The following is a 22,723-nucleotide window of genomic DNA, read 5'->3' on the forward strand; positions in this document are numbered from 1 at the left end:
CGTAACGGGACGCAAGCCGACAGACCGCCTCGCCGCCGTGAACGGACGGGCGGCGACCACCCGGCAGGCCGTAGGGTTACGAGCCACACGCGCCGGGGAACGGCGCGGACCGACACGAGAAGGAAGCGGACAGTCACGATGACGGTTCCCCTGCCGACGGCCACGACACGATGGCGCTGCACCCTGTGCGGCAACCTGACCCGTTTCGACGTGACCCGCTCCTCCAAGGTCGTCGAGTACGTCCACCTCGACCTCGCCGGCGAGCCGACGGTGGAGGAGCGCGAGGTGGTCGGTGAGACCATCGAGTCGGTGCGCTGCCGCTGGTGCAACGCGGTGGACCAGGTGGAACTCGTGGACAGGCCGGGCGCCGGCTCCTGAGCGGAGCGGTCCCGCCGAGGCTTTCGGTATTGGGGTGTGACGGATGGTGGAGAGCGCGGACGGGGGGCCGGGCGACGGCACCGCCGAGGTGCTTGACCGTCCGCTGCCCGACGGCGTGCGCCGGCGGGTCGTGCAGATCGTCTCGGACGGCTTCGGCGGGCTGACCATGGCCGAACTTCCCGCCCAGTTGCGGCAGTACGCCCGGTTCGCCCCGAACCGCCGGGCCAAGTTCGCCGGCAACGCGATGGCGGCGGCGCTGGAGACCGACCCGCTCTTCCGGCAGCGGATCGGGGAGAAGTACAGAGAGGTCCAGCCGGAACTCGCCGGCGCCCTCGACTCCGGCTCGCCGCCCCCGGCCGCGGACCCGCTCGACGTGGCGGCCGCGGCCTACGTACTGCGCCCGGCGGGCTGGGTGAAGCTGGTCACCGCGGCCGGCGAGGAGGCCCAGCGCGCGGACGCCGAGCGGGCCGACGAGGAGAGCCGCGCCGAGCTGGAGAGGCTGCGCGCGGAACTGGCGCAGGCCCGCGACCACACCCGCGCCGAGACCGAACGGCTGCGCGCGGAGCTGGAGTCGGCGAAGCGGGAGGGCGAGTCGCTGCACCGCAAGCTGCGGGCCGCGCTCAGCGACGTCAAGCGGGGCGAGGCGGCGCTGCGCAAGGCGCACGCCGAGATGGACACCGCGCGCGCCGAGGCGCACGCGCGGGTGTCGGCGGCGGACAGCGAGTCCCGGCGGCTCAAGGCCCGCCTGAGCGAGGCGGAGGCCGCGCTGGAAGCCACCCGGCGGGCGGCCCGGGAGGGCCGCAGCGTGGAGGACATGCGGGTACGGCTGCTGCTCGACACCCTGCTGGAGGCGACCCAGGGCCTGCGGCGCGAACTCGCCCTGCCCCCGGTGTCCGTGCGCCCGGCCGAGACGGTCGACGCGGTCGAACCGGGCCGGATGACCCCGAAGGACATCGCGGCGCGCGCCCTGTCCGAGCATGACCCGGCCATCCTCGACCAGCTCCTGGCCCTCCCGCAGGCCCATCTGGTCGTCGACGGCTACAACGTGACCAAGACCGGCTATCCGCAGATGCCGCTGGAGAAGCAGCGGCTGCGGCTGCTGGGGCAGCTCTCCGCGCTCGCCGCGCAGACCGGGGCGGAGGTGACGTGCGTCTTCGACGGCGCCGAGCTGGCCGCGCCGGTGCTGCTCGCCCCGCCGCGCGGGGTGCGCGTGCTGTTCTCCAAGCCGGGCATCACGGCCGACGAGCTGATCCGCCAGCTCGTGCGCGCCGAACCGCCGGGGCGTCCGGTCATCGTCGCCTCCACCGACCGGGAGGTGGCCGACGGGGTCGCCAGGGCCGGTGCCCGTCCCGTGGCTTCTGCGGTGCTTCTGAAGCGACTGTCCTGAAGGCCCAACGGGCGCCATGCTTGCCCGAATTGACCCGAGTGACGTGCGACGGTGTGTCAACCGGCTCTCACTACCGGTGAGTCATGTGCAAAGAATGCATGGCGTGACAGGGTTTTTTCCTGTGAGGATTTGAACTGATCACAACTGTGTCACTAGGGTCTGGGCTCGAACCTCCGAACGGGTGATCACTCACAAGAAGGAGTTCGTCCTCCGTGGCGTCCCACCGTCGACCCAAGCAGCCCAGTCGCACCCGTGTGACCGTGCTGACCACCGCAGCCGCCGCTGCCGTCGCGCTCAGCGCGAACGCCGCCAACGCCGCCCCCAGCGAGAAGCTGAACAAGGACGAGGTGAAGGCCAAGGTCGACAAGCTCTACGAGCAGGCGGAGCAGGCGACCGAGAAGTACAACGGCGCCAAGGAGAAGCAGCAGAAGCTCCAGAAGGACATCTCCACCATCCAGGACGACGTCGCCCGCGGCCAGGAGGAGCTCAACAAGCTGCGCGACGGCCTCGGATCGCTGGCCACCGCCCAGTACCGCTCCGGCGGCATCGACGCCTCCGTCCAGCTCTTCCTGTCCTCGAACCCGGACGACTACCTCGACAAGGCGTCCACGCTCGACCAGTTGAGCAGCCAGCAGGTCGACGCGCTACGGAAGATCCAGGACAAACAGCGCGAACTCGCCCAGGAGCGCGCCGAGGCCACCGAGAAGCTCAAGGACCTCGCCGCCACCCGCACCGAGCTGGGCAGCAAGAAGCAGGAGGTCCAGGGGAAGCTCGCCGCCGCGCAGAAGCTCCTGAACACCCTGACCGCCGAGGAGAAGCAGCAGCTCGCCCAGGAGCAGCAGCGCGCCAACCGCTCCTCCACCGAGCGCGTGGACCTCGGCGACAAGACCCCGCCCGCCTCCGGGCGCGCCTCGGCGGCCTTCTCCGCCGCCCAGAGCCAGATCGGCAAGCCGTACGTCTACGGCGCCACCGGCCCCTCCTCCTTCGACTGCTCGGGCCTGACCTCCTGGGCCTACGCCCAGGCCGGGGTGTCCATACCGCGCACCTCCGAGGCGCAGGCGAACATCGGCACCCGGATCGGCTCGGTCGGCGACCTGAAGGTCGGCGATCTGGTCTTCTTCTACGGCGACCTGCACCACGTGGGCCTGTACGCCGGCAACGGCCAGGTGCTGCACGCCCCGCACACCGGTGCCGTGGTCCGCTACGAGGCCATGGGCAACATGCCCTTCCAGTTCGGCGTCCGGGTCTGACCCCGTACGACACGTACCGGGGGGCGCCCGAACGAGCGAATCCCGGTGACCGGAACTGACGTCACGCCCCGCCCCTGACCTGCGTCAGTGGCGGGGCGTCACTCTGTCTTGACTCCGCGGTCTTTGGCCGCGGCACCTCCGCACGGCTACTGTCTGCCGCGTTTCCCCGGCCCGGGGCCTCCCCGTCCCCGGCGCCGGGGAGACGTGTCCTGTAGGCCAGCGGAAGGAACTCGGCTTCTCGTGGGCGCTCATCGCCGTCTTGCCCCGTCCGGATTCGACCGGGGCGCCGCCGCCCTGTGCGTGGTGTCGGCCGCGGCGGCCGCGCTCGGCGCCGTACCGGCGCACGCGGCGCCGGACGCCGACCCCCGTGCCGAGGTGGACCGTCTGTACGAGGCCGCCGAGAAGGCGACCCAGGCCTACGACCGGGCCGACGAACGGGCCGGGGTGCTGCGCCGCGAGGTCCGTCACGCGCAGGACCACATCGCCCGGCAGCAGCAGCGCGTCAACACCCTGCGCGAGCGCCTCGGTTCGCTGGCCGGCGCCCAGTACCGCGCCGGCGGCATCGACCCGGCCGTCGCCCTGCTCTTCTCCGACGACCCCGACGACTACCTCGACAAGGCCTCCACCCTCGACCGCATCGGCAGCCGGCAGGCCGGCGAGCTGCGGCAACTGCGGTCCGCGCTGCGCGACCTGGCCCAGGAACGCGCGGAGGCGTCCGGCAAGCTCGCCGAACTCGAGCGCAGCCGCCGGGCGGTGGCCGCCCACAAGCGGACCGTGGAGCGCAAGCTCGCCCGGGCCCGGCAGCTGATCAACGCCCTGCCCGCCGCCGCGCGCGCCGCCTACGACCGGGCCTCCCGGGGCAGCCGCGCGGACCTGCCCGACCCGGTCGGCGCCGCCGCCGACGGCCGCGCCGCGGCGGCCCTGGCCGCCGCCCGCTCCGCCCTCGGCCGCCCCTACGTGTGGGGCGCCAACGGCCCGTCCGGGTTCGACTGTTCCGGCCTGATGCAGTGGTCGTACGCGCACGCCGGCATCCACCTGCCGCGCACCTCGCAGGCGCAGCGCTTCGCCGGCCGGCAGGTCCCGCTCTCCCAGGCCCGCCCCGGAGACCTGGTCGTGTACCGCTCCGACGCCAGCCACGTGGCGATGTACGCCGGCAACGGCCAGGTCATCCACGCGCCCTACCCCGGTGCCCCGGTCCGCTACGACCCGGTGGGGATGATGCCCGTCTCCTCGGTCACCAGACCCTGACCGCCCGCTCGCCGTACGATCGGGAAGTGGCTGGTCGCAGGCGGGCGTGGGGGGTCGGAGCCGTGGGGCTCGCGCTGCTGCTGTCCCTCGGCGGGTGCGGCGGCGGGCCGCGCACCGACCCGGCCCGGGCCGAGGTGCAGCGGGTGCTGGACCGGCGGGCGGCGGCCCTGCTCGGCCACGACGAGACGGCGTACGGCCGGACGGGCGCCCGCGGCGAGTACACCCGGCTGCGGGCCCTCCCGCTGGCCTCCTTCGGCTACCGGGTCACCGGAGTGCGCCGCACCGGCGCCGGCGCCACCGCCGACGCCGACCTGCGCTACCGCGTAGCCGGCTACGACCGGGCCCCCGTGGACGTCCGCCGGACGCTCACCCTCGGCCGCACCGCCGACGGCCGCTGGTACGTCACCGCCGACCGGCCCGCCCGGCAGGCCGGGCAGCAGCTGTGGGACCAGGGCACCGTGACCGCGGTGCGGGGCGCGCACAGCCTGGTGCTCGGCAGCGGCACGCCCGCCGCCGGCCTGCGGGCCTACGCCCGGCTCGCCGACCGCGCGGTCCCGGCCGTCTCCCGCGCCTGGGGCACCGGCTGGAGCCGCCGGATCGTCGTCCTGGTCCCGCGGTCCCTCGCGGGGATGGCGGCCCTGCTCGGCTCGCCGGCCGCCACCTACCGGGGCATCGCCGCCGTCACCACCGGCGAGGTGAGCGCCGCCGCCCCGGCCGGTTCCGCGGCCCCCGCCGACCGGGTGGTGGTCAACCCGGAGGCGTACGCCGTCCTCGGCGGCCTCGGCAAGCAGGTCGTGCTCACCCACGAGACCACCCACGTCGCCACCCGGGCGCGGACCACGGCCGCCACCCCGTTGTGGCTCTCCGAGGGCTACGCCGACTGGATCGGCTACCTGGACACCGGGCGCACCCCGGCCGAGGCCGCCCCGGAACTCGCCCGCGCCGTCGCCGGGGGCGAGGTGCCGGACGCCCTCCCCACCGACCGGGACTTCGGCTTCACCAGCGATCCGACCGACCTGGCGCGTGCCTACGAGGGCGGCTGGCTGGCCTGCCGGATGATCGCCGACCGGTGGGGCCCCGCCCGGCTCGGCGCCTTCTACCGCGCCGTCGGCGCCCACGGCGGGCGGGCGGGCGCGGTCGGGGCGGCCCTCGCCGACGTCCTCGGCACGACCCCCGGGCAGTTCACCGCCCGCTGGCGCCGGTACGTCACGGAACAGCTGGGCTGAGCCTGCCCGGAATCCCGCGCGGCCACCGGTCAGGAGGAGACCGGGCTCTGCTTCGGCCGGGTGGGGTGAGGGGGGAACGGGGCGGTGGGCTCGGCCGCGGGGGCCGAGGACCACAGGCGGCGGGCCGCGGTCAGGCCGGCCGCCAGCAGCAGGCCGTCGCGCACCACCAGCAGCGCGATGCCGTACCCGTCGCTCGCCACCACGTGCGCGAAGCCCAGCGGGAACTCCAGCACCGTCACGAACGACGCGAGGACGACCAGCAACGCCGGCGCCGTCATCCGGCTCGCCCGGTACGACAGGCACACGGCGGCCAGCCCGACCAGCCACACCAGGTACTGCGGGCTGATCACCCGGCTGGTCACCGTGGACAGCAGCACCGCGGTCAGCGCCGCCTCGGCGAGGACGTGCGGGGCGAGACGGCCCGCGCGCAGCCGCCACAGCAGCAGCCAGCCGAACGCGACCGCGCTCAGCGCCAGTGCCGCCGTGCTCACCCGGTCCACGTACGGGCCGAGGAACTCGATCGAGCCGTAGTTCAGCAGCACCTGACCCCGCCACCCGAAGTGCCGGGCCACGTGGAGGACCAGCGCGCCCAGCGACTCCACCTCGGTGCCCCGCTCCCGCTGGAACGCCAGGAACGCGAACGCGCCCGGCACGGTCACCGCGAACAGCGCCGCGAGGCCCGCCGCGGTCACCGCCGCCGTCCGCCAGGCCCGCCGCCCCGCCCCGGCCAGCAGCAGCACCGGCCACACCTTCAGCAGCGCGCCGAACGCGGCCAGCGCCCCCAGCACCCGCGGGCGCCGCGCCCCGGCGAGCAGCGCCGCCACGGCCACCGCGGTCACCATCACGTCGTAGCGGGCGTACACCGTCGGTCCGAGCAGCGGTACGCCCGCCACCCACACCCGGGCCCCGCGCGGCGACCGGCCGGGGCGCCGGCCCGCGACGAGCAGCGCGGCCAGCACGGCGGCGTCGGCGAGGAACGCCAGCAGGAAGAAGGCGTGCGGGTAGGACAGGAACGGCAGGGCCGCGGGGGAGAGGACGGCGAGGGCGGCGCCGGGCGGGTACTGCCAGGTGACGTCGGACAGCGGGAACGTTCCGTGGCGCAGCACCTCGTACCAGCCCTGGTAGGTCACCGACACGTCGGAGGTGACGTCCGGGCCGGGGAAGACGTACACCCGGAAGACGAACAGCAGCAGCACCGCGCGCGTGACGCCCCACACCGCGAGCGGTGCGACCAGGGACCGCCGGACGGCCTCCCTCTCCATGTGGACCCCTGTCGTCGTCCGTCCCCGGCACCGGGCGCGCCGTTCGATTCCGTACCGGTCGACCATGATGTCCTGCGCACCTGTGCGATGCCACGGACCCGGCCGCGCCCGGCACCGGACGGGCGATTGGGTAGGGTCGGCGGACGATGCGCAAGACCCTGATCGTCACCAACGACTTCCCGCCGCGCCCCGGCGGGATCCAGGCCTTCCTGCACAACATGGCGCTCCGCCTGGACCCCGGCCGGCTCGTCGTGTACGCCTCCACCTGGAAGCGCGGCCGTGAGGGCGCCGAGGCCACCGCCGCCTTCGACGCCGAGCAGCCCTTCACCGTCGTCCGCGACCCCACGACGATGCTGCTGCCCACCCCCCGGGTGACCCGGCGGGCGGCCGGACTGCTGCGGGAGCACGGCTGCACCTCGGTGTGGTTCGGTGCCGCGGCACCCCTCGGCCTCATGGCGCCCGCCCTCCGCGCGGCCGGCGCCGAGCGGCTGGTGGCCACCACCCACGGGCACGAGGCCGGCTGGGCCCAGCTGCCCGCCGCCCGGCAGCTGCTGCGCCGCATCGGGGAGCACACCGACACGGTCACCTACCTCGGCGAGTACACCCGCTCCCGGATCGCCACCGCGCTCAGCCCGGCGGCGGCCCGGCGGATGGTCCAGCTGCCGCCCGGGGTCGACGAGAAGACCTTCCACCCCGGCTCCGGCGGCGGCGAGGTCCGCGCGCGGCTCGGCCTCACCGACCGGCCGGTCGTGGTGTGCGTCTCCCGGCTGGTGCCGCGCAAGGGCCAGGACACCCTGATCCGGGCCATGCCCCGCGTCCTCGCCGCCGAGCCGGACACCGTGCTGCTCGTCGTCGGCGGCGGCCCCTACGAGCGGGACCTGCGCCGCCTCGCCCAGGAGGCGGGCGTCGCCGCCTCGGTCCGCTTCACCGGCGCCGTGCCCTGGTCCGAGCTGCCCGCGCACTACGGCGCCGGGGACGTGTTCGCGATGCCGTGCCGCACCCGGCGCGGCGGCCTGGACGTCGAGGGCCTCGGCATCGTCTATCTGGAGGCGTCCGCCACGGGCCTGCCGGTCGTCGCCGGCGACTCGGGCGGCGCGCCGGACGCGGTGCTGGAGGGGGAGACGGGCTGGGTCGTCCGGGGCGGTTCGCCCGAGGAGACCGCGGAGCGGATCGTCGTCCTGCTCCAGGACCCCGAGCTGCGCCGCCGCATGGGCGAGCGCGGCCGGCGGTGGGTCGAGGAGAAGTGGCGCTGGGACCTGCTGGCGGAGAAGCTGCGGACGCTGCTGTGAGCGGTGCGGCCGGTCCCGGCGGGGACCGGCCGGCCGGGCGCGGGGGCCGACGGCCCGCCGGCCGGGCTCACTTGGCGTAGATGGCCTCGATCTCGTCCGCGTAGTCCTTCGCCACCACGTTCCGCTTGAGCTTCAGCGAGGGCGTGAGGTGCCCCGACTCCTCGGTGAACTGACAGGGCAGGATGCGGAACTTGCGCACCGACTCCGCCTTCGAGACCGCGGCGTTGCCGTCGTCCACGGCCGACTGCACCGCGGCGATCAGGTCCGGGTCCGTACGCAGCGTCACCGCGGTGGAGCCGGCCGGCTTGCCGTGCTCGGCGCACCAGCGGCCCAGGAACTCCTCGTCGAGGGTGACCAGCGCGCCCACGAAGGGCCGCCCGTCGCCCACCACCATGCACTCCGCGACCAGCGCGTGGGCCCGGATCCGGTCCTCGATCACGGCCGGGGCGACGTTCTTGCCGCCCGCCGTGACGATGATCTCCTTCTTCCGGCCGGTGATCCGCAGGTACCCGTCCTCGTCGAGGGTGCCGATGTCGCCGGTGTGGAACCAGCCGTCCGCCAGCGCCTCGGCGGTCGCGGCCGGGTTGTTCCAGTACTCCTTGAACAGGTGCTCGCCGTGGAGCAGCACCTCGCCGTCGTCCGCGATCCGCACCACCGAGCCCGGCAACGGCTGCCCGACCGTGCCGATCTTCTGCCGGTCCCACGGGTTGAACGCGGTCGCCGCGCACGACTCGGTCAGGCCGTAGCCCTCCAGCACGGAGAAGCCGATGCCCCGGAAGAAGTGTCCGAGCCGCTCGCCCAGCGGGGCGCCGCCGGAGATGGCGTACTCGCCCCGGCCGCCGAGGACCGCGCGCAGCTTGCTGTAGACCAGCCGGTCGAACACCTTGTGCTTGATCCGCAGCCCCAGCGACGGGCCCGACGCGCTGTCCAGCGCCCGGCTGTAGGCGATCGCGGTGTCGGCGGCCCGGTCGAAGACGGCGCCCTTGCCGTCCGCCTGCGCCTTGGCCCGCGCCGAGTTGTAGACCTTCTCGAAGACCCGGGGGACGCCGAGGATCAGGGTCGGCCGGAACGCGGCCAGCTCGTCCGTGAGGTTCTTGATGTCCGGGACGCAGCCCAGCTTGATCGGCGCCATCATCGGCGCGACCTGCACCAGCCGCCCGAAGACGTGCGCGAGCGGCAGGAAGAGCAGGACGGAGCACTCGCCGGTGCGGAACAGCGGACGCAGCCGCTCCACCACGTTCCCGCACTCGGCGAAGAAGCTGCGGTGGGTGAGGACGCAGCCCTTGGGCCGGCCGGTCGTGCCGCTCGTGTAGACGATGGTCGCCGGGTCGTCGGCGCGGGCCAGCGAGCCGCGTTCCTCGACCGTCCGCTCCGACACGTCCTGGCCGAGCCGCCCCAGCTCCTCCAGGCCGCCGGCCTCGATCTGCCAGACGTGCTTCAGCGCGGGCAGCGTGTCGCGCACCGACTCCACGGCCGCCGCGTGGCCGTCCAGTTCCACGACGCAGGCGGTCGCGCCCGAGTCGGACAGGATCCAGCGCACCTGCTCCGGCGAGCTGGTCTCGTACACCGGCACGGTGACCGCGCCCGCGCTCCAGATGGCGAAGTCCAGCAGCGTCCACTCGTAGCGGGTCCGGGACATCAGGCCCACCCGGTCGCCCGGCTGGACACCGGCGGCGATGAGTCCCTTGGCGGCGGCGTGCACCTCGGCGAGGAACGTCCGGGCGGTCACGTCCTGCCAGACACCGGCCACCTTGCGGGCGATGACGGCGACGTCGGGATGCTGCGCGGCGTTTCTGCGGACGATGTCGGTCAGATTCCCGTCCGCGGGGACCTCGTACAAAGCCGGAAGGCTGAACTCGCGCAAGACTGCTGCTCCTCATAGGGCGCCGGCGCCACGACGTTGTGCGATGCGACGGTGCGGTCCAAGGCTCGGGCAAGTGCTCGCGGATTCACAAGTTGAAATCCTGAGCACGACTGGACTGCCCGGACGTTACCCGCCGGTATGGCGTCTAGGACAGGGGGACCGGGGCAGATGTTCGCTGCGTCACACACGGGGGCGTTCCTTCGCGCACACTAGTCGACGGCCGATCCGACCGGCGAGTAACCGAGGGCCTGACCGGCACTGTTCACAGGTGCGGCGCTCCGCCTACGCTTGATCGCCATGGCACCCACACGCGCCGGCAGCCGGCCCACCCGCGTCCATGTGGTCAGCGACGTCCACGGCAACGTCCGTGACCTGGCCCGGGCCGGCGAGGGTGCCGACGCCCTGATCTGCCTGGGCGACCTCGTCCTCTTCCTGGACTACGCCGACCACTCCCGCGGCATCTTCCCCGACCTGTTCGGCACCGAGAACGCCGACCGGATCGTCGAGCTGCGCACCGCCCGCCGCTTCGAGGAGGCCCGCGCCTTCGGCACCCGGCTGTGGGGCGGCATCGGCACCGACCGCGCCGCCGCCATCGAACGGGCCGTGCGCAAGCAGTACGCCGAACTGTTCGCCGCCTTCCCCACCCCCACCTACGCCACCTACGGCAACGTCGACATGCCGGCCCTGTGGCCGGAGTACGCCCGCCCCGGCACCACCGTCCTCGACGGCGAGCGCGTGGAGATCGGCGGCCGCACCTTCGGTTTCGTCGGTGGCGGCCTGCGCACCCCGATGCGCACGCCCTACGAGATCGGCGACGAGGAGTACGCGGCGAAGATCGAGGCGGTCGGCGAGGTCGACGTCCTGTGCACCCACATCCCGCCGGAGGTCCCCGAGCTGGTCTACGACACCGTCGCGCGCCGCTTCGAGCGCGGCAGCCGCGCCCTGCTGGACGCCATCCGCCGCACCCGGCCGCGCTACGCGCTCTTCGGGCACGTGCACCAGCCGCTGGCGCGCCGGATGCGGATCGGCGCCACCGAGTGCGTCAACGTGGGGCACTTCGCCGGCACCGGCACCCCCTGGGCGCTCGAATGGTGAGGGCACGCGGGCGGGGTGAGGGCCGGCGGGCGGTGGCGCGGTAGCCTTCACGCTGCACACACGTGCGCAGCCCGGCGCACACCCACCTCTCCACACGGCCCATCCGGAGGAGCCACGACGATGGCGGAACACACCAGTTCGAGCATCACGATCGAGGCGGCCCCGGCCGACGTCATGGCGGTGATCGCCGACTTCGGGCGCTACCCGGACTGGACCGGCGAGGTGAAGGAGGCGGAGGTCCTCGCCACCGACGCGCAGGGCCGCGCCGAGCGGGTCCGCCTCGTCATGGACGCGGGCGCCATCAAGGACGACCAGACCCTCGCCTACACCTGGGCGGGCGACCACGAGGTCTCCTGGACGCTGGTCAAGTCCCAGATGCTCCGCTCCCTGGACGGCACCTACCTGCTGAAGCCGGCCGGCGCGGGCGCCACCGAGGTCACCTACCGGCTCACCGTCGACGTGAAGATCCCCATGCTGGGCATGATCAAGCGCAAGGCCGAGAAGGTCATCATCGACCGGGCGCTCGCCGGACTGAAGAAGCGGGTCGAGTCGCCGGACGCGTGACCGCCCCGGCGTCCCTCCCGCCCCCGGCGGTAGCGTTCACCCCCATGCGCACCATCCTGATCACGGGCCCGGGCGGCAGCGGCCGTACGACGATCGCCGCCGCCACCGCGCTGACCGCCGCCCGCGAGGGGCACCGCACCCTCCTGCTGAGCGCCGACCACGCCGACACCCCGGGCACGGCACTGGGCGCCGTGACAGGACCGGACCCCGTGCGGGCCGCCGAGCGCCTCACCGTCCGGCGGCCCGACGCGGCCGCCGGCTTCCGCGCGGACCTCACCGCCTTCCAGACCCGCGCCACGAACGTCCTCGACCTGCTCGGCGCCGCCCGCCTGGACGCCGAGGAGGTCACCCCGCTGCCCGGCGCCGAGGAGCTGTCCCTGCTGCGCGCCCTGCGTGACGCGGCCCTCGCCGAGCGCCACGACCTCCTCGTCGTCGACCTCCCGCCGCTCCCGCAGGCCCTCGCCCTGCTCGCCCTGCCCGAGGAACTGCGCCGTTACCTGCGCCGCCTGCTGCCGCCCGAGCGGCAGGCCGCCCGCGCCCTGCGCCCGGTCCTCGGCCGGTTGGCCGGCGTGCCCATGCCCGCCGAGTGGCTGTACGAGACGGCGGCCCGCTGGGACGTCGAACTGGCCGCCGTGCAGGCGGTCCTCGCCGACCGGAACACCGCCGTACGCCTGGTCGCCGAACCCGGCCCGGCCGGTGCCGACGCCGTCCGCGCCGCCTCGCTCGGCCTCGCCCTGCGCGGCCTGCGCACCGAGTCGCTGATCGCCAACCGGGTCCTGCCCGAGGCCGGCGGGGACTGGCTCGCTGGGCTCCTCGCCCAGCAGCGCAAGACCCTCGACGGCTGGCGGGAACAGCCCGGCGACCTCCACACCGTGGCCCACCTCGGACACGACCCGCAGGGCCCCGACGACCTGACGGCCCTCGCCGTACCCGGCGTCAACCCGGCGCCCGCCCCGCTCGAGTGGCCCGTCACCGACCGGATCGCCGAGGACGGCGTGCTGGTCTGGCACCTCCCGCTGCCCGGCGCGATACGGGAGGAACTGGACCTGGTCCGGCGCGGCGACGAACTCCTCGTCACGGTGGGCCCGTTCCGCCGGATCGTGCCGCTCCCTGCCGTCCTGCGCCGCTGCACCGTCGCCGGGGCCGCGCTCCGCGACGGCGAGCTGCGCATCCGGTTCGCCCCCGATCCCGGCCTGTGGCCCGCCGCCGGACGGTGAACGAGGCACGTCCGTTCGGGTAACGTCGTAGGGGCGAACCGTCGTCAGGAGTCCGCCATGAGCGAAGAGCGCCCCGTACCCGAACCGGACGAGCGGCGGGCGACCGACGCCGACGCCTGGGCCAAGGCCTGCGCCGAGGACCTCGCCGCCGAGAAGGCCCGCCGCGGCGGCGGGGACGGCCCGCCACCGGGCACCGCCGCCGAGGAGCTGAGGAAGCTCGTGGACACGGTCGCCGACAAGCTGTCCGGCCTCGGCGCGCCGCTGCTCGGCTCCCTCGCCGGCCCCGCCGCGCAGCAGGTGGTGCGGCAGGTCGTCGAGCAGGCGAAGGCCGCCGTCGAACCCGTCGTGGAACGCAACCCCGACGTGTTCGACCACCTGGCCGCGGCCGGCGGTGAGCTGCTCGCCGCCTACCGCTCCGCCGTCCAGGCGCAGGAGCACCGCTGGACCGCCCGCCCGGCCGACGGCCGGCCCGGGGGACCCGACGCGCCCGGCCGGTCCGACGGGGACGAGGGCACCGGTCCGGGGGAACGCATCGACCTGGACTGAAGCCCTGGCACGGCAGGGCCTCGGGTACGGTTGGCCGTAGCGGGGCTCGACCGGAACTGAGGGATTCATGGGACTCACCATCGGCGTCGACATCGGCGGCACGAAGATCGCGGCCGGCGTGGTCGACGAGGAAGGCAACATCCTCTCGACCTTCAAGGTGCCGACGCCCGTCACGCCCGAGGCCATCGTGGACGCCATCGCCTCGGCGGTGGAGGGCGCGCGCGCCGGGCACGAGATCGTCGGTGTGGGCATCGGCGCGGCCGGATACGTCAACCGCCAGCGCTCCACGGTGTACTTCGCGCCCAACATCGACTGGCGCAACGAGCCGCTCAAGGAGAAGGTCGAGGCCCGTACCGGCCTGCCCGTCGTGGTCGAGAACGACGCCAACGCCGCCGCCTGGGGCGAGTACCGCTTCGGCGCCGGCAAGGGCCACCGCAACGTCATCTGCATCACGCTCGGCACCGGCCTCGGCGGCGGCATCATCATCGGCAACAAGCTGCGCCGCGGCCACTTCGGCGTGGCCGCCGAGTTCGGCCACATCCGAATGGTCCCGGACGGCCTGCTGTGCGGCTGCGGCTCGCAGGGCTGCTGGGAGCAGTACGCCTCCGGCCGCGCCCTCGTCCGCTACGCCAAGCAGCGCGCCAACGCCACCCCCGAGCGCGCCGAGGTGCTGCTCGCGCTGGGCGACGGCACGCCGGACGGCATCGAGGGCAAGCACATCTCCATGGCCGCCCGCCAGGGCTGCCCGGTGGCGGTGGACTCCTACCGGGAGCTGGCCCGCTGGGCCGGCGCCGGCCTCGCCGACCTGGCCTCCCTCTTCGATCCCTCCGCCTTCATCGTCGGCGGCGGCCTCTCCGACGAGGGTGACCTGGTCCTCGACCCGATTCGCAAGTCGTACAAGCGCTGGCTGGTCGGTGGCAACTGGCGCCCGGTGGCCGACGTGATCGCGGCCCAGCTCGGCAACAAGGCCGGCATGGTCGGCGCGGCCGACCTGGCCCGGGAGCCCGACCCGATCATGTAGCACCCGTCCGAGGGGACACGGCGCCCGTACCCCCCGGGGCACGGGCGCCGGCCCGCTCGACGGTCGGCGTAGATTGACGGCATGGCAACACCGCTGCTTCCCAACTCACGTACGGAGCCGGACGGTTGCGCGGTCGTCCGGGTGCTGAGCTACAACATCCGGTCGATGCGCGACGACACCGACGCGCTCGCCCGCGTCATCTCCGCCTGCGCCCCCGACCTGGTCCTGGTGCAGGAGGCTCCCCGCTTCTTCCGCTGGCGCAAGAAGCTCTCCCGGCTGGCCGCGGCCTCGGGCCAGGTCGTCCTGACCGGCGGTGCGACGGCCGCGGGGCCGGCCATCCTGTGCTCGCTCCGGGCCACGGTGGAGCGGACGGAGGACGTCCTGTTCCCGCTCAGGCCCGGCCTGCACCGCCGCGGTCTCGCCACGGCGGTGGTCCGGTTCGGCGGCGTCCGGCTCGGCGTGATCAGCTGCCACCTCAGCCTGGACCGGAAGGAACGCGCCGAGCAGGGGGCACGGCTCCTGGAACACCTCGACGGGCTCGGTGCCGGCCACGCCGTCGTCGGCGGGGACCTCAACGAACGCCCCGACGGCCCCACCTTCCGCCGGCTCGCCGACCGGCTCCAGGACTGCCGTGCCACGGCTCCCTGGGGCGGTGACCTCACCTCCACCCCGGCCGACCCCCGGCAGCGCATCGACGCGGTCTTCGCGACCGGAGGCGTCGAGGTGCTCGGCTGCGGCGTCCCGCTGGACCAGCCGGGCGTCACCCACGCCGACCTGACCGCGGCCACCGACCACCTCCCGGTGCTGGCCGCGCTGCGCGTCCCGGCCGTCTGAGGCGCGACCCGCCCGGTGTCAGACCACGGCCCCGCGCCCGGGGCCGTCCTCCTCGTCGTCGTCCGTGCGCATCCGCGTCACCAGCGTCGCGAAACCGCCGAGGAAACCGCCGATGCCGAGGGTCGCCAGCCACCAGGTCATGTCCCAGCCGAACAGCACCGCCAGCAGGAGCAGCACCGGCCCGCCGACCACACCCAGCCAGGCGAACCGGGAGGTGGTGTCGGCGGCGGGCAGCGGCGGCGGCTCCGGCGGGACGAAGTGGCCCTCGTCGTCCTCGTCGAAGTCGTCGTCGGACGGCTCGGCCGGGGTGTGGTCGCGCGGGCCCACCCCGACGGCGAAGGAGACCGAGCCGCCCAGCGGCCGGACGGGCCGCCGGCCCGCCGCGTCGTCGCCCTCGCCGTCCTCGGCGGGGTCCGCGCCGGTGTCCGGGCCCGCGTCCGCCCCGACCGTCCCCGCGGTCTCCGGCCCGGCGTTCTTCTCCAGCAGCGCCAGGTCCTCCACCGCCTTGAAGGGCCGGGCGCCGGGCGGGTCCGGCGGTTCCTGGCCGTACCCGGCCACGATGGCCCGCCAGGCGGCGTCCTCGTCGAACGGCACGCCCTGCTCGTCCGGCTCCCGGTCCTCGCGGCCCTCCCGGCCGGAGTCGTGCTCAGCCAACTGCGGCCGTCCCTTCCTTGCCGACACCCGGTGCGAGCCGGCCGACGAAAGCGAGGCTCTCCTCGAAGATCCGATCCGCGTCCAGGTCCAACGTCGCCACGTGGTAGCTGTGTTCCAGCACGCTCTCCGTGACGTCCGTCGACGACACCCGGCTCAGCACGCGGGCCGCGTCGGCCGCCGGCACGACATGGTCCCGGGCGCTGCGCAGCAGCAGCAGCGGCTGGGTGACCTGCGGCAGTTCGCCGTCCAGCCGGCGCAGGAAGACCCGCAGCGAGTGCGCCGCGTGCAGCGGCACCCGGTCGTACCCCAGCTCGGTCGCGCCGTCCTTGGCGATGTCGCTGGCGATGCCCCGCGTCGTGCGCACGAGGTGCCGGGCCACCGGCAGGGCGTACGCCGACAGGCCGTGCACCTTGTTCGCCGGGTTGACGACGATCACGCCGGCGACCCGATCGCCGTGGCGTGCGGCGAGCCGGAGGGCCAGCGCGCCGCCCATCGACAGGCCCGCGACGAACACCCGGGAACAGCTCTCGGTGAGGACCCGCAGCTCGCGGTCCACCTCCGCGTACCAGTCCTGCCAGCCCGTGAGCTGCATGTCCTCCCAACGGGTGCCGTGGCCGGGCAGCAGGGGCAGGGACACGGTGAGGCCGTGGGCCGCGTGGTGCTCCGCCCACGGGCGCAGCGACTGGGGCGAGCCGGTGAAGCCGTGGCAGAGGAGAACCCCCACCTCCCCGCCCTGACGGCGGTACGGCTCGGCTCCGGGGAGAACTGGCATGTGCTTCACCGTACGCGACCGCACTGACACCGACCAGGGTCGTCGGGCCCATTGACGGTCCTTGGGGTTATGGTCTGTTCGACGGAAACGGGAGGCACACGGGTGTTGTACGGCACGATGAAGGTCGCCATCGGGGGGCCGCTCAAGGTCGCCTTCAGGCCCTGGGTGGAGGGCGTGGAGAACATCCCGGCCACGGGGCCCGCCATCCTGGCCAGCAACCACCTGTCCTTCTCGGACTCGTTCTTCCTGCCGGCCGTGCTGGACCGCAAGGTCACCTTCATCGCCAAGGCCGAGTACTTCACCACCCCCGGTGTGAAGGGCCGCCTCACCGCGGCCTTCTTCAAGGGCGTCGGCCAGCTCCCGGTGGACCGCTCCGGGTCGCGCGGCGCCGGCGAGGCGGCGGTCAGGAGCGGCATAGAGGTCCTGGAGCGCGGCGAGCTGTTCGGCATCTACCCCGAGGGCACCCGCTCGCCCGACGGGCGGCTGTACCGGGGCAAGCCCGGCGGCCTCGCGCGCGTCGCGCTCGCCACGGGCGCGCCGGTCGTCCCGGTCGCCATGATCGACACGGAGAAGATCCAGCCGCCCGGCAAGGTCGTGCCCAAGCTGATGCGCCCCGGCATCCGCATCGGCAGGCCCATGGACTTCAGCCGCTACCAGGGCATGGAACACGACCGGTTCGTGCTGCGCGCGCTGACCGACGAGGTCATGTACGAGATCATGAAGCTCTCCGGCCAGGAGTACGTCGACATGTACGCCACCGCGGCCAAACGGCAGATCGCGGACGCGGCCAAGGCGGCGAAGGCGGACAGGGAGGCCAGAGAGGCCAGGGTCGGGGCGGCGGAGCGGGCCGAGAAGTAGCCGGACGGCTCCCGGACGGGGGTCCGTCGAGCCGTGGGGACGTCGGGGGGACGCGGGACCATGCCCAAGCGCGAGCGCGTCGTGCGGATGTCGGTCGAGCTGCCGCTGTGGCGCGCGCTGGCCGGCTACCGCGTCCTGACCGCGCTGTACGCCATCGGCCTGTGCGCCACCGCCTACGAGCAGTTCGTCCGCCCCTGGATCGCCGTGGGCTACTACGCCGTCCTGGTGGTCTGGACCCTCGCCACCCTCCCCAGGGTGGCCAACGCGGCGAGCTGCACCCGGCGCTTCCTCGCCGCCGACCTGGCCGTCGCCGTCACCGGCATCCTGCTCACCCCGTTCGCCGACAGCCACGAGCGGATCGCCGGCGGCGGCCCCACCCTGCCGTCGATATGGACGGCCGGCGCGGTGCTGGCCTACGCCGTCAAGGGCGGCTGGCGCTGGGCGGCCGTCGCCTCCACCGCCGTGGCCGCGGCCAACCTCGTCGAGCGCGGCCACCCCGCCCGGGACACCGTGCACAACGTGATCCTGGTCTGGGTCGCCTCCATCGCGATCGGCTACGTCGTGGAGGTGGCCCGTGCCTCCGAACGCACCCTCGCCCGCGCCCTGGAGATCGAGGCCGCGATCCGGGAGCGGGAGCGGCTGGCCCGGGACATCCACGACGGCGTGCTCCAGGTGCTGGCGATGGTGAAGCGGCGCGGCACCGCCCTCGGCGGCGAGGCGGCCGACCTGGGCCGGCTCGCCGGGGAGCAGGAGGTGGCGCTGCGCACGCTGGTCTCGGGCGGCCTGGTGCCGGTGTCCCGGGTGTCCCGGGACGCGGCGGCCGGAGCCGTCGTCCGCGCCGTCGGGGCGGGGGCGGGGGTCGAGGACGACGGCGAACCGGCCGGCCCCGCCGACCTGCGCCGCCTGCTCGCCCCGTACGCCTGCGCCCGGGTCGCCCTCGCCGAGCCCGGCGCCCCGGTGCCACTGCCGCCGGCCGTGGCCCGGGAGGTGGCCGCCGCGGTCGGCGCCGCCCTGGACAACGTGCGCCGGCACGCCGGGGAGGAGGCGCGCGCCTGGATCCTGGTGGAGGACGAGCCGGGCGAGGTGGTCGTCACCGTCCGGGACGACGGCCCCGGCATCCCCGCGGGCCGGCTCGCCCAGGCCGAGGGCGAGGGACGGCTCGGGGTGGCCCAGTCGATCCGGGGCCGGCTGCGCGACCTGGGCGGCAGCGCCGAGATCGTCTCGGTCCCCGGGCAGGGCACGGAAGTCGAACTGAAGGTACCGAAGGGCGCCGCGCGGGCGCGGCGGAGGAAGGCGGAGCGGTGATGACGGAGCAGCGGGGCCCGGTCAGGGTCATGGTGGTGGACGACCACCCGATGTGGCGGGACGCGGTCGCCCGGGACCTCGCCGAGTCGGGCCTGGAGGTGGTCGCCACCGCCGGCGACGGCGAGCAGGCGGTGCGCCGGGCGAGGGCCGCCGCCCCCGACGTCCTGGTCCTGGACCTCAACCTGCCCGCCAAGCCCGGCGTCCAGGTCTGCCGGGAACTGGTCGCGCACGACCCGGCGCTGCGGGTCCTGGTCCTCTCCGCGAGCGGCGAGCACGCGGACGTGTTGGAGGCCGTGAAGTCCGGCGCGACCGGCTACCTGCTGAAGTCCGCCTCCACGGCGGAACTGCTGGACGCGGTGCGCCGTACCGCCGCCGGCGAACCGGTGTTCACCCCCGGCCTCGCCGGTCTGGTCCTCGGCGAGTACCGGCGCCTGGCCGCCGAGCCCACGCCCGCGCCGGACGCCGGGGAGCCCGGCGCGCCGCGGCTGACGGACCGGGAGACGGAGGTGCTGCGGCTGGTGGCGAAGGGCCTGAGCTACAAGCAGATCGCCGAACGGCTCGTCATCTCCCACCGCACGGTGCAGAACCACGTGCAGAACACGCTCGGCAAACTCCAGCTGCACAACCGGGTGGAGCTCGTGCGGTACGCGATAGAGCGCGGACTCGACGACGCGTAGCGTGCGCGGGGGCACGCCCCGGAATCACTCGTCCCGCCCCTCCCGTGTGACCTGACTCACCATTAGCGTGACCGGTCGTCAGGCAACCGCGGAGAAGGGACTTCCCCATGCGGGTCGGAGTACTGACCGGTGGCGGCGACTGCCCCGGGCTCAACGCCGTCATCCGGGGCATCGTCCGCAAGGGCGTGCAGGAGTACGGCTACGACTTCGTCGGCTTCCGGGACGGCTGGCGCGGCCCCCTCCAGGGCGACACCGTCCCCCTCGGCATCCCCGCGGTGCGTGGCATCCTGCCCCGCGGCGGCACCATCCTCGGCTCGTCCCGGACCAACCCCTTCGAGGTGACGGACGGCATCCGCCGGATCAAGGAGAACCTGGCCAAGCTGGACGTCCAGGCCCTCGTCGTGATCGGCGGCGAGGACACCCTCGGCGTCGCGGCGCGGCTGTCCGACGCGTACGGGGTGCCCTGCGTCGGGGTGCCCAAGACGATAGACAACGACCTGTCCGCCACCGACTACACGTTCGGTTTCGACACCGCCGTCAACATCGCCACCGAGGCCATCGACCGGCTGCACACCACCGCCGAGTCCCACATGCGGGTCCTGGTCGTGGAGGTGATGGGCCGGCACGCCGGCTGGATCGCCCTGCACTCGGGGCTGGCCGGCGGCGCCAACGTCATCCTCATCCCCGAGCAGCGCTTCGACATCGAGCAGGTCTGCGCGTGGGTGACGTCCCGCTTCCGGGCGTCGTACGCGCCGATCGTGGTGGTCGCCGAGGGCGCCGTGCCGAAGGACGGCGCCATGGTGCTCAAGGACGGGTCGCGGGACTCCTTCGGGCACGTCCGGCTGTCCGGGGTGGGCGAGTGGCTGGCCAAGGAGATCGAGCGGCGCACCGGCAAGGAGGCCCGCACCACGGTCCTCGGCCACGTCCAGCGCGGCGGCACGCCCAGCGCCTTCGACCGCTGGCTCGCCACCCGCTTCGGCCTGCACGCCGTCGACTGCGTCCACGACGGCGACTTCGGCACGATGGTCGCCCTGCGCGCCACCGACATCGTCCGCGTCCCCCTGGCCGAGGCGACGGCCCGGCTGAAGACGGTGGACCCGCGCCTCTACCAGGAGGTCGGCGTGTTCTTCGGCTGACCACCGGCCGGGCCCGGGGGGCGTACGGTCCCCGGGCCCGCCCGACTAGGCCGTCCTGCTCCCCCCGCGCACCCGGTCCAGCAGCTCGGCCACGATCGAGGCGCCGTCGAGGGTGAGGACCGACTCCGGGTGGAACTGCACCCCGGCGAACCCCGGCCCCCGCACCGCGTGCACCTCGCCGTCGGCGGCCCGGCTCACCTCGACGCCGCGGGCGGCCAGGGCGCGGGCCGCCCCGTCGTCGCAGCGGGCGGCGAAGCTGTTGTAGAAGCCGACGGTCTCCGGCCGCCCGAACAGGTCGATCACCGTCTGCGCCCCCTGCCGGGGCTCCTCCCGGCGGGCCAGGTCCAGGCCCAGCTCGGCCGCGACCAGCTCGTGCCCCAGGCAGACGCCCAGCACCCCGTGCCGGTGCTCCCGGAGCACCTCGGCGGTGAGCGCCCGCAGGAGACGCATCTTCGGGTCCGACAGGTCGCGCGGGTCACCGGGGCCGGGGCCGAGCACCACCGGTCCCTCGTGCGCGAGGACGGCCGCCCGCAGCCCCGGCTCGTCGTGGCGCCGCACGCTCACCCCGAGGCCGCCCGAGCGCAGCACGTGCGCCAGCATCGCGGTGAACGTGTCCTCGCCGTCGACCACCAGGGCGTGCCCGGCGGGCTCCGGCGCGCGGTCCCGCATCCGCAGCCAGAACGGGGCGAGCCCGGCCCGCCGCCCGTCCAGCGCGGCGCGCACCCGGGGGTCGTCGGCGAGCCGGGGCCGCCCGTGCTCCGCGTCCGGCCGGCCCGGCCGGACCCCGAGGGCGGCCAGCACGGCCGCCGCCTTGGCGTGGGTCTCCGCGACCTCGCCCGCCGGGTCCGAGCCGCGCACCAGCGTCGCCCCGACCGGCACGCGCACCCGGCCGTCCGCGCCGATGTCCGCGGTGCGGATCAGGATGGGGGAGTCCAGGCTCTGGGCGCCCCCGGGGTCCCGCCCGAGCAGCGCCAGCGCGCCGGCGTAGTAGCCGCGGCCCGTGCCGTCCGCCCCGGCGGGCTCGTACCGCTCGATGACCCGGCAGGCGTTCTGCACCGGCGACCCGGTGACGGTCGCCGCGAACATCGTCTCCCGGAGCACCTCCCGGGCGTCCAGCGACGACCGGCCGCGCAGCTCGTACTCGGTGTGGGCCAGGTGCGCCATCTCCTTCAGGCGCGGGCCGACGACGACCCCGCCCATGTCGCCGACGGTGCACATCATCTTCAGTTCCTCGTCGACGACCATCGACAGCTCCTCGCGCTCCTTGCGGTCGGCGAGGAAGGAGAGCAGGTGCTCCGGCGTCGGGCCCCCGGCGGGGTAGCGGTACGTCCCGCTGATGGGGTTCATCACGACCGTCCCCCCGGACATCCGGACGTGCACCTCCGGGCTGGCGCCGACCAGCGTCCGGCCGCCCGCGTCCGCGCCGGTGTGCACGACGAAGGTCCAGTACGCGCCGCGCTCGGCCGTCAGCAGCCGGCGGAACAGCGCCAGCGCGTCCGCGCGGCCGAAGCCGGGGATCCGGCCGCCGTACGTGCGCCGGATCACGAAGTTCGCGCCCTCGCCCCGGCCGATCTCCTCGCGCAGCACCCGGCCGACGATCCGCGCGTACTCCTCGTCGTCCACGTCGAAGCCGCCGTCCTCGACCCGCACGCCGTGCGCGGGCAGCTGGGCGAGCGCCTCGTCCAGGGACAGGGTGTGCGTCTCCTCGGGGGTGAGGACGAGCAGCGGGGTGCCGTCGTCGCGGACGTCGAACCCGCGTTCGCGGATCTGCCGGAACGGGATGAGGGCGAGCCCCTCGTCCGGCAGGTCGGCGAGGCGCTCGCGGCGGGTCACCGGCCCGAGCAGCACCTCCACGGTCCGCCCGTCGTGGCCGGGGGTGCGGCGGCGGAGCAGGGCGAAGGGGCGGGGGTCGCGGAGCAGGTCATCGAGGTGCACGGCGGGTTCCTTCTCGATCGTGTGACGGAGAGGAACGGCCCCCGGAACGCCGAAGGCCGCCCCTCGGGCGGCCTTCGCGAAGTGTGGGTACGCGCGTTCAGCGGGCCGCCGGAGAAGCGGTCCACCACCAGTTCTGGATCGACGGCGCGAACATGCGGAAAACCCTACCCCACTCCCGCGGTGTCCAGGGAGCGATCTCCGCGTC

22 protein-coding genes are annotated in these 22,723 nt (G+C 74.5%); 16 read left to right on the forward strand and 6 right to left on the reverse strand.

What is annotated here, in order from left to right; all coding sequences use genetic code 11:
• The first annotated feature begins 138 nt into the window (after positions 1-138).
• From ACIQVT_RS07980 to ACIQVT_RS08000, 5 genes are all read left to right on the forward strand, one after another.
• Entirely contained in the window at positions 139-378 is a 240-nt protein-coding gene (locus ACIQVT_RS07980; protein ID WP_067125142.1) for a hypothetical protein, read from the forward strand.
• 43 nt (positions 379-421) lie between these two features.
• Positions 422-1,765 (forward strand): NYN domain-containing protein, encoded by a 1,344-nt coding sequence (locus ACIQVT_RS07985; protein ID WP_403749203.1) that lies wholly within the window; start codon positions 422-424, stop codon positions 1,763-1,765.
• A 212-nt stretch (positions 1,766-1,977) separates the two neighbouring features.
• Positions 1,978-3,015 carry an NlpC/P60 family protein gene (locus ACIQVT_RS07990; RefSeq protein ID WP_403749205.1) on the forward strand — a complete coding sequence of 346 codons (1,038 nt, stop codon included), beginning with the start codon at positions 1,978-1,980 and terminating at the stop codon, positions 3,013-3,015.
• A 240-nt stretch (positions 3,016-3,255) separates the two neighbouring features.
• Positions 3,256-4,263, forward strand: a complete 1,008-nt coding sequence (locus ACIQVT_RS07995; RefSeq protein ID WP_403749207.1) for an NlpC/P60 family protein — start codon at positions 3,256-3,258, stop codon at positions 4,261-4,263.
• Positions 4,264-4,289: 26 nt separating this feature from the next.
• On the forward strand, positions 4,290-5,489 hold the full coding sequence (locus ACIQVT_RS08000) for a hypothetical protein (protein WP_403749209.1): 1,200 nt from the start codon (positions 4,290-4,292) through the stop codon (positions 5,487-5,489).
• 29 nt (positions 5,490-5,518) lie between these two features.
• Here the strand turns inward: ACIQVT_RS08000 and ACIQVT_RS08005 are convergent, their stop codons facing one another.
• On the reverse strand, positions 5,519-6,751 hold the full coding sequence (locus ACIQVT_RS08005; protein WP_403749212.1) for a glycosyltransferase 87 family protein: 1,233 nt from the start codon (positions 6,749-6,751) through the stop codon (positions 5,519-5,521).
• Between the two features lie 146 nt (positions 6,752-6,897).
• Here ACIQVT_RS08005 and ACIQVT_RS08010 point away from each other — a divergent pair, with 146 nt between their 5' ends.
• Positions 6,898-8,040, forward strand: coding sequence for a glycosyltransferase family 4 protein (locus tag ACIQVT_RS08010; protein WP_403749215.1), 1,143 nt, complete (start codon positions 6,898-6,900; stop codon positions 8,038-8,040).
• 67 nt (positions 8,041-8,107) lie between these two features.
• On the opposite strand, the gene ACIQVT_RS08015 is transcribed toward ACIQVT_RS08010, so the two are convergent.
• Positions 8,108-9,904 (reverse strand): AMP-dependent synthetase/ligase, encoded by a 1,797-nt coding sequence (locus tag ACIQVT_RS08015; RefSeq protein ID WP_403749217.1) that lies wholly within the window; start codon positions 9,902-9,904, stop codon positions 8,108-8,110.
• A 339-nt stretch (positions 9,905-10,243) separates the two neighbouring features.
• On the opposite strand from ACIQVT_RS08015, the gene ACIQVT_RS08020 reads away from it, so the two are divergent.
• The 6 genes from ACIQVT_RS08020 (at position 10,244) to ACIQVT_RS08045 (ending at position 15,181) form a co-directional block, all read left to right on the forward strand.
• Positions 10,244-10,999: a metallophosphoesterase gene (locus ACIQVT_RS08020; RefSeq protein WP_403749739.1), complete on the forward strand. Its 756-nt coding sequence runs from the start codon at positions 10,244-10,246 to the stop codon at positions 10,997-10,999.
• Positions 11,000-11,119: 120 nt separating this feature from the next.
• The gene (locus ACIQVT_RS08025) at positions 11,120-11,563 is read left to right on the forward strand and encodes an SRPBCC family protein (protein ID WP_403749220.1); all 444 of its coding nucleotides are present in this window, start codon (positions 11,120-11,122) and stop codon (positions 11,561-11,563) included.
• Positions 11,564-11,607: 44 nt separating this feature from the next.
• Complete coding sequence (locus ACIQVT_RS08030; protein WP_403749222.1) at positions 11,608-12,780, forward strand: ArsA family ATPase; 1,173 nt, start codon at positions 11,608-11,610, stop codon at positions 12,778-12,780.
• A gap of 57 nt (positions 12,781-12,837) precedes the next feature.
• The gene (locus ACIQVT_RS08035; protein ID WP_403749224.1) at positions 12,838-13,326 is read left to right on the forward strand and encodes a DUF5304 domain-containing protein; all 489 of its coding nucleotides are present in this window, start codon (positions 12,838-12,840) and stop codon (positions 13,324-13,326) included.
• 67 nt (positions 13,327-13,393) lie between these two features.
• Entirely contained in the window at positions 13,394-14,347 is a 954-nt protein-coding gene (locus ACIQVT_RS08040) for an ROK family glucokinase (RefSeq protein ID WP_403749227.1), read from the forward strand.
• An 81-nt stretch (positions 14,348-14,428) separates the two neighbouring features.
• Positions 14,429-15,181, forward strand: a complete 753-nt coding sequence (locus ACIQVT_RS08045; protein ID WP_403749230.1) for an endonuclease/exonuclease/phosphatase family protein — start codon at positions 14,429-14,431, stop codon at positions 15,179-15,181.
• A gap of 18 nt (positions 15,182-15,199) precedes the next feature.
• Here the strand turns inward: ACIQVT_RS08045 and ACIQVT_RS08050 are convergent, their stop codons facing one another.
• Both ACIQVT_RS08050 and ACIQVT_RS08055 read right to left on the reverse strand, forming a co-directional pair.
• On the reverse strand, positions 15,200-15,835 hold the full coding sequence (locus ACIQVT_RS08050) for a hypothetical protein (RefSeq protein WP_403749232.1): 636 nt from the start codon (positions 15,833-15,835) through the stop codon (positions 15,200-15,202).
• On the reverse strand, positions 15,828-16,607 hold the full coding sequence (locus ACIQVT_RS08055) for an alpha/beta hydrolase (protein ID WP_403749234.1): 780 nt from the start codon (positions 16,605-16,607) through the stop codon (positions 15,828-15,830). Before ACIQVT_RS08055 ends, ACIQVT_RS08050 begins: the two co-directional genes overlap by 8 nt.
• A gap of 105 nt (positions 16,608-16,712) precedes the next feature.
• Here ACIQVT_RS08055 and ACIQVT_RS08060 point away from each other — a divergent pair, with 105 nt between their 5' ends.
• The 4 genes from ACIQVT_RS08060 to ACIQVT_RS08075 all read left to right on the forward strand — a co-directional run bounded on the left by ACIQVT_RS08060 (position 16,713) and on the right by ACIQVT_RS08075 (position 20,583).
• Complete coding sequence (locus tag ACIQVT_RS08060; protein WP_403749740.1) at positions 16,713-17,465, forward strand: lysophospholipid acyltransferase family protein; 753 nt, start codon at positions 16,713-16,715, stop codon at positions 17,463-17,465.
• Positions 17,466-17,525: 60 nt separating this feature from the next.
• Positions 17,526-18,770 carry a MacS family sensor histidine kinase gene (gene macS / locus ACIQVT_RS08065; RefSeq protein WP_403749236.1) on the forward strand — a complete coding sequence of 415 codons (1,245 nt, stop codon included), beginning with the start codon at positions 17,526-17,528 and terminating at the stop codon, positions 18,768-18,770.
• Positions 18,770-19,447, forward strand: a complete 678-nt coding sequence (locus ACIQVT_RS08070; RefSeq protein ID WP_403749239.1) for a response regulator — start codon at positions 18,770-18,772, stop codon at positions 19,445-19,447. The genes macS and ACIQVT_RS08070 overlap by 1 nt, the downstream gene beginning before the upstream one ends.
• Before the next feature lie 107 nt (positions 19,448-19,554).
• Complete coding sequence (locus tag ACIQVT_RS08075) at positions 19,555-20,583, forward strand: 6-phosphofructokinase (protein ID WP_403749241.1); 1,029 nt, start codon at positions 19,555-19,557, stop codon at positions 20,581-20,583.
• A gap of 45 nt (positions 20,584-20,628) precedes the next feature.
• On the opposite strand, the gene ACIQVT_RS08080 is transcribed toward ACIQVT_RS08075, so the two are convergent.
• Together ACIQVT_RS08080 and ACIQVT_RS08085 are read right to left on the reverse strand one after the other, a co-directional pair.
• Positions 20,629-22,518: an anthranilate synthase family protein gene (locus ACIQVT_RS08080; protein ID WP_403749244.1), complete on the reverse strand. Its 1,890-nt coding sequence runs from the start codon at positions 22,516-22,518 to the stop codon at positions 20,629-20,631.
• Positions 22,519-22,615: 97 nt separating this feature from the next.
• The gene (locus ACIQVT_RS08085; RefSeq protein ID WP_121791294.1) at positions 22,616-22,672 is read right to left on the reverse strand and encodes a trp operon leader peptide; all 57 of its coding nucleotides are present in this window, start codon (positions 22,670-22,672) and stop codon (positions 22,616-22,618) included.
• Positions 22,673-22,723: the final 51 nt, after the last annotated feature.

Source organism: Streptomyces sp. NPDC100445, assembly GCF_044759735.1.
GTDB lineage: Bacteria > Actinomycetota > Actinomycetes > Streptomycetales > Streptomycetaceae > Streptomyces.